The 5,973-nt window shown below is 69.1% G+C and carries 5 protein-coding genes; all 5 read right to left on the minus strand.

The window, feature by feature from the left end:
* On the minus strand, nt 1-505 hold a 505-nt coding region (locus DRB06_RS14095; protein ID WP_146750908.1), incomplete at its 3' end, for a response regulator transcription factor.
* On the minus strand, nt 502-1,743 hold the full coding sequence (locus DRB06_RS14100) for a sensor histidine kinase (protein WP_258522279.1): 1,242 nt from the start codon (nt 1,741-1,743) through the stop codon (nt 502-504). The genes DRB06_RS14100 and DRB06_RS14095, both read right to left, overlap by 4 nt.
* Nucleotides 1,744-1,930: 187 nt before the next feature.
* Nucleotides 1,931-2,119, minus strand: a complete 189-nt coding sequence (locus DRB06_RS14105; protein ID WP_108965335.1) for a hypothetical protein — start codon at nt 2,117-2,119, stop codon at nt 1,931-1,933.
* 137 nt (nt 2,120-2,256) lie between these two features.
* Entirely contained in the window at nt 2,257-2,655 is a 399-nt protein-coding gene (locus DRB06_RS14110) for a hypothetical protein (RefSeq protein ID WP_111820283.1), read from the minus strand.
* 106 nt (nt 2,656-2,761) lie between these two features.
* Nucleotides 2,762-5,533, minus strand: a complete 2,772-nt coding sequence (locus tag DRB06_RS14115; protein WP_108965337.1) for a lysylphosphatidylglycerol synthase transmembrane domain-containing protein — start codon at nt 5,531-5,533, stop codon at nt 2,762-2,764.
* Nucleotides 5,534-5,973 lie beyond the last annotated feature (440 nt).

The raw sequence follows: 5,973 nt of genomic DNA on the forward strand, positions 1-5,973 counted from the left end.
GGGGCAGCGCCTGCGCGGTGCTCTGTGTGTTCTGTGGTGATGGCTTGGGCGGCGGCGGGGCGGCGATCTCCCGCGTGGGCATGCCGGTGACAATGGCGGAGGAGGTGGGTGAGAGCACCATGTTGCCGGCGGCAACATGCCGGATGGTGGCGGCCAGCGTCTCCACGGGATCTTCCTTGGCGATGAATCCACGCACCCCGGCGGCGAGGGCCCGATCGACCACCGAGTCGGCCACGAAGGTGGTGAGCACGAGGGTGGCGATCTCGGGGCGCTCACGCTGCAGCACCTTGGCCAGGGCGATGCCGTCCAGGCGCGGCATCTGCACGTCCAGCAGCAGCACCTGCACGTCGGCGTCCGGCCTGTCTGAGCGCAGGATGTCGAGGGCCTCCTGTCCGTCGCGGGCGGCCCAGTCCACCTGTATGTCGTCAATGCTCTCGTTGGTGAGCAGGTCAGTGAGCGTGCGACGCACGAGTGCGTCGTCGTCGACGATACCGACGTGAATCATGGTTGCTCCTCCGGGGGCAGGAGAATACCGCTGCGGTGTCCGGCGACCGGAACGGTCGCGGTGACCATCCAGGAGCCGTCATCGGACAGGGTGGTCAGCGTTCCGCCGATGGCGGCGAGTCGCTCGCGCATGCCCAGGATACCGGTGCCCGAGCGGGGCAGGTGCGCCCCGGCGTCGCGTACGCGGTTGGTGGACACGAGACGGATCACCTCCGGGCCCAGCGAAAGCGTGATGGTGACCGGAGCGCCGGGGTCGGCGTGGCGGATGATGTTTGCGCCCATCTCCCGAGCCACTCGGGACAGGGTGCTGGCCTGAATCCGGGAGGGCACGGTGTTGCCCAAATGACGGTAGGTGACCTCGAAGCCGGCGGCGGACACGTCGGCACTGACGGCACCCACGGCGGTGCGCAGATCGGTGACGACGCTGCCCAGGCCCGTGGCCGTAGAAATGGGCTGCTCCCCCGTAGAGGACGGCTGGCGCAGGGTGCGCAGGAGCAGGCGCAGCTCGTGAAGGGCATCGGAGGCGGTGGCCTCAAGTGCGGCGAATTCGTCGCGCGCCCGCTCCGGATAGGAGGTGTCGGCGGCCGCCCGCTGGGCGCGCAGGGCGGTCTGCGACATGGAGTAGGCCACGAGGTCGTGCATCTCCCGGGCGATCTCCAGCCGCATCTCCTCCAGGTTGGCATCCGCCTGCCGGGCGTCGGCCAGACGCGAGGCCTCGATGAAGCGGACCAGGACGCCAAGCGGGACCAGCAGGGCGCCCATGAGCATGGTGTACCACAGCGTCCCTAGACTGGCTGCCGCTTCGTCGTTGGTGGTGCCCGGGCCGATAAACAGGATCGCATTAGTGAGGACCGTCACGAGGAGCAACAGGAGTGATGGCCCCGGCCGCAGGAACCTGCCCAGGAAGAACAGGAACGCCAGATGGCTGATGCTCATGTCGGTGGCGTACGGACCGGGAAGAATCAGCACGCTGCACCAGCACACGAGGTAGGCGATGATGCCGGGCAGTGGTCGCAGCGGGATGAGGGTGATCAGCGCCAGGGCCGCAAGCATGAAGACGATGTCGATCGGCCCCAGTGAGTTCGGGTTCGTCGCCACATTGCCGACGAGGTTCCCAAGCCCGACGACCGCCCCGATGATCACGTAGATGCGGCGGTTGGGCAAGGGCTCGGCGGGGCGCAGGAGGGCCTCGCGTGCGCGTGCGGTCAGCGAGTCGAGGGCGTCACTCCGCACCGTCATGTACTCCCTTCAGCATGCCACCGTCGTTCAGTCACTTTAGCAATGCTTGGGGCGATTCATCAGGAATTAGAATGGCGGCTCCGATGGCTGCCGCTAGCGTGCGTATTGCTAGTGATTCAGAAGTGAGATTGCCGTGGAATCAGGTGGGACGCAAGCAGGTTGGGGCGCGCCGGGAAGCCGAATGCGCTCAGCGGCGGCGGCCGTCCCCGGGGCCGTCGGCGTCGCTGACAAAGGCGACGGCCAGCGTACCGATGGAGGCCACCAGAACCACGATGGCAATGATCCACAGCCAGGCCAGGTGCGTGCAGGCGGCGAGCGCACTTAACGCGATGCCCACGAGCAGAAGGGACCAGCCGGCAGCGCGGGGTGTGGGCATATGGGCTCCTGGGGAAACACGGGGATTTGGGGAGGAACGGCCAGGGGGAGGGTCGGTGACCGCCCGCATGTGCGGGCAGTAGGGACAACGACAATAGCCTGCCGCGGTCGGCCGGGCGAACGGACCGAAGCGTTGGGTCAGAGGTGGCCGTTGGCCAGGAGTACCCCCCACGGGCCGTAGGGGAGCTCCAGATGGCGGATGCGGGCCAGTTCGGCCAGCACCGCGTACCGGCCGTAGACCCACGCGAGCGCGACGGCCAGCACGGCTATGACTCCGCAGGTACTGGCGACTTGCAGGGGGTCCAGGAGTCGGCGCGCAACAATCAGCAGCGAGGCTCCCAACACTGCGCTGGCGCCGGCGGCGGTGATGGCTTGAATGATCGTCCGGAGCGTGCTCAGCAACCCGGCGTCCGTAATGGTGCCGCCTACCGCGGCTCGGGCCATCAGGAAGTTCCGGTAGCGACGGCGTGACACGAGGAACGCGATGACGCCGGTGACGAGGCTGCCGGCTATGGCAGTGAGAATCTCTATGGTCATCAGGGGCTCCTTCGGCATGCCATTGACGCAAGCATTGTCGCGTCTTAGTGCGGGGGCATCCCCCGAAGGGTGGATCCAATCGGGGGATACCGCAATTCGTCGCCGGTTACAGGTCGCCGTGCCGCTGCAGGCGCTGCAGGCTCAGCCAGCCGACGGGGATCGGGATCCAGAAGGTGACCAGTCGGTAGACGATCGCCGTCGACAGCGCCACTCCGCTGGGCACGCCCGCCGTGACCAGGCCGGCGGTCAGTGCCAGCTCCACCGGTCCGATGCCACCGGGGGAGGGGACCACCGAGCCGACCGTGTTGGCCGCCAGGTAGGTGATCGCCAGCGTCGAGAAGGACAAGGTGTGCCCGAAGGCCCACAGGCTCGCCCCGAAGGACAGGATGTAGCTCAAACTCAGCAGCAGCGTGCCGCCCACGCCCAGCGCCAGCCGCCCAGGGTTGGACATGACCCACACCAGCCGCGGCCACACCTGCCGATAGGTCGGCTCGATCTTCTCCCACAACCAAGTGCGCAACTTGGGGATGAACAGGGCGATGGCGACGATGGCGACCAGGCTGACGGCGATCACCAGCACCCAGCCGCTGGGCAGGGTCAGGCTCGTGGACTGGCCGGTGGTCGCGGCCACGATGATGAGCAGGACCACGGTGACGACGAATTGGACCACCTGCACCAGGGCCACGGTGGCCACGCCGACTGCCGTCGGCACCCCCTTGCGGGCCAGGAAGCGCAGGTTGATGGCGGCTCCGCCCACGCCCGCGGGCGCCACCAGGGAGACCACGGAGGAGGCCAGGTGCACCTCGGTGGACTTCCACAGCGGCAGCTTCACCGGGCTGAACGCCACCAGTGCCAGCCCCGCACCCACGTAGGTGGCCAGCGAGAACACCAGGGCCCCGAGGATCCACCAGACGTTCGCCCCCGTCACGGCGTCGGTGATCTGCTCGATGTTCATGCGGGCCAGCAGCGTCCAGAGGGCCACCAGGCCCACGATCGCCATGATGACCGTGCGCGGGGAGAAGCGGTTCAGCTTGGCCGGCTCCGCATGCGCCGTGGGGGTCAGGTCCACCAATGCGTCGCGCAGTTCCTGCAGCACCTTGCCGCGTCGTCCCATGGCCTCCCTGGTGGCGGCCGGCAGCACCACGCGCTGCAGCATGGGGGCGATGGAGGCCAGCTGCTGGGTGCTCAGCGAGCCGGAGGCGGCGGCGATGGCGCGGTCGACGTCGGTCAGTGAGGCGGTCAGCGCCAGCAATTGGGCCAGATCAACCCGTCGGGACAGTTCCGAGGAGATTGTCTCCCCCGATTCCCAGCCGAGCAGCCACACGGCACCGGCGTCGTCGACGACGACGGTGGCCGAGTCGATCTCCCGGTGCGCCAACCCGGCCATGTGGGCGCGGCTGATCTGGTCCCACAGGTCGGCCAGCACGTCGTCGTCGACCTCCTCCAGGTCGGCCAGGGCGCGGGCGCCGGAGATGTGATCGGTGACCAGCAGCACGGACTCGTCCGCCTCGGCCATGCCCACCAGAGCGGGTGTGCGCACGCCCGCACGGCCCGCCTCCAGGGTCATCAGGGCGGCGTGCTCGGCGGCCGAGCGCACCGACAGGTCCCGTTCGGGTGACAGGCCCTTCACCCGCACCCGATCCCAGAGGGTGGTCAGGAAACCCGCCACCTGGCGGTCGGCGTCCAGGACGGTGACGTCGCGGCGCACGCCCGCAGCGTCCCAGACGGCGTACAGGCGGTGAGCGGACAGGCGCCCCTCGGTGAGTGCGGCGGAGGAGGCCTCATCCAATACGGCCGCCAAGTCGACGTCGTCGGCGGGCGTGATGGTGGAGGTGTCCTCCGGCGGGACCGGGGACGGCGGCTCGGAGGCGGGTGCCGGCGTGGGCGCCTCATCCGCGGCGGGAGCGTCGTCGGCGGGGGCGGGGTTGGCCTCGTCCAGGGCGGTGGGCGTGGTCAGTGGGGTCTCGCGGACGCGCTCGGTGTAGCCCAGAGGCGTCTCGGTCTCGACCATCCAGGCGCGAGCGTCCGGGGCGCGGTCCATGCGTACCACGCGGACGGCGTCGATGCCGGCGCGGCGCAGCGCACGCACCAGGGCGACGCCGTGGGCGCGGGTGTCGTCGACGCCGAAGGCATAGCGCACGGCCAGTCCCGGCAGGCGGCCCAGCAGAATGGAGATGACGGCGCCCGGCAGCGTAATGGCGCTGCGCAGGACAGCCAGTCCCACCACAACCCATACGGCGGTCCAGGCATAGCGGATTACCGAGGAGGACCGCCGCTCGCCGGCTCCGGTGAGCAGGCCCGCGAGGGTGGCGAAGACGGTGGAGATGCCGATCCGGGCGGTGCCGGAGGCGGTGACGGTCAGGCCCGAGGCGAGAATGGCCGGGCCCCATGCGTCCAACGCGTGCAGGCTCAACCACGCCAGGACGAAGCCGCCGGTTCCGGCCAGCAGGGCCTGGCCCGCGGCGTGCCAGGAACGGCGTAGCAGGTTGTGCATGATCACGGCCACCGGCACGGTGAAGGTGATCAGACCCTCAATGGCCTGCAGGGGGAAGACCAGGACACGTCGCAGTACGACGGCGAGCGCGTTCTGCACGTCTTGGGTGACTCCAGTGGTGGTGGCGTGCGCGTAGGCCGCCAGGATGATCATGAAGACCAGACCGAGCGCGACCAACACCAGGTCGAGCAGGTCTTCGGCGCGGCGCAGGCGGCGTTCGGGGGCGTCGACCAGCAGCGTCTTGGAACGGAGGGCCGGCGCGGCGGTGTCGGGGGTGGTCTGTTCGGACTTGTCGGCGACCGGAGCGACGCCAATGCGCGGAATGCCGACCGGTGACGTCGCCTGGGCGCGTTCCGGGTTCTCCGGGGGCGGGACATCAGTCATGTCGGTGTCAACCTGTAGGCCTGCTGTTGCGAACTGCCCCGATCGGGGCGCCATGAGCGTACCAGGCGAACCCTGGGATGCCGCGGAATACCTCATGGGAACGGGCCAGGAGCGGCTGACGGAGGGTCGGCCTCGGGCGCCGGCACAGGGGTGGACGTGAACCCTGACGGACGAGGGCGGGGTTGAAGGTATGCGGAGCGCCGATCGACCGACGGGGCTGAGGCGGAGGCCCCTCGGCCCGACGGCCGCACTGAGGAGGCGGATTGACCGGCTGAATTGGGTACCCGAATTGCCTACCCGATCAGCCGATGTTCCGCGCTGCTGCCAATGGCAGAGTTACGGCTGTCGGCAGGGAACGCCGGTCCCTGAAAGCAAATCCCTGGCTCGTTCGGGCTCGGACTCCAACACGGAGTCCGAGCCCGAACCGCGTCTTGGGCCGG

Origin of the sequence: Actinomyces sp. Z5 (genome assembly GCF_003287795.1) — a bacterium.
Lineage (GTDB): Bacteria > Actinomycetota > Actinomycetes > Actinomycetales > Actinomycetaceae > Actinomyces > Actinomyces glycerinitolerans.

Coding starts and splice junctions, on each gene's coding strand:
- DRB06_RS14100 (WP_258522279.1), bottom strand. CDS start 1,743: ATGACGGTGCGGAGTGACGCCCTCGACTCGCTGACCGCACGCGCACGC.
- DRB06_RS14115 (WP_108965337.1), bottom strand. CDS start 5,533: ATGACTGATGTCCCGCCCCCGGAGAACCCGGAACGCGCCCAGGCGACG.
- DRB06_RS14110 (WP_111820283.1), bottom strand. CDS start 2,655: ATGACCATAGAGATTCTCACTGCCATAGCCGGCAGCCTCGTCACCGGC.
- DRB06_RS14105 (WP_108965335.1), bottom strand. CDS start 2,119: ATGCCCACACCCCGCGCTGCCGGCTGGTCCCTTCTGCTCGTGGGCATC.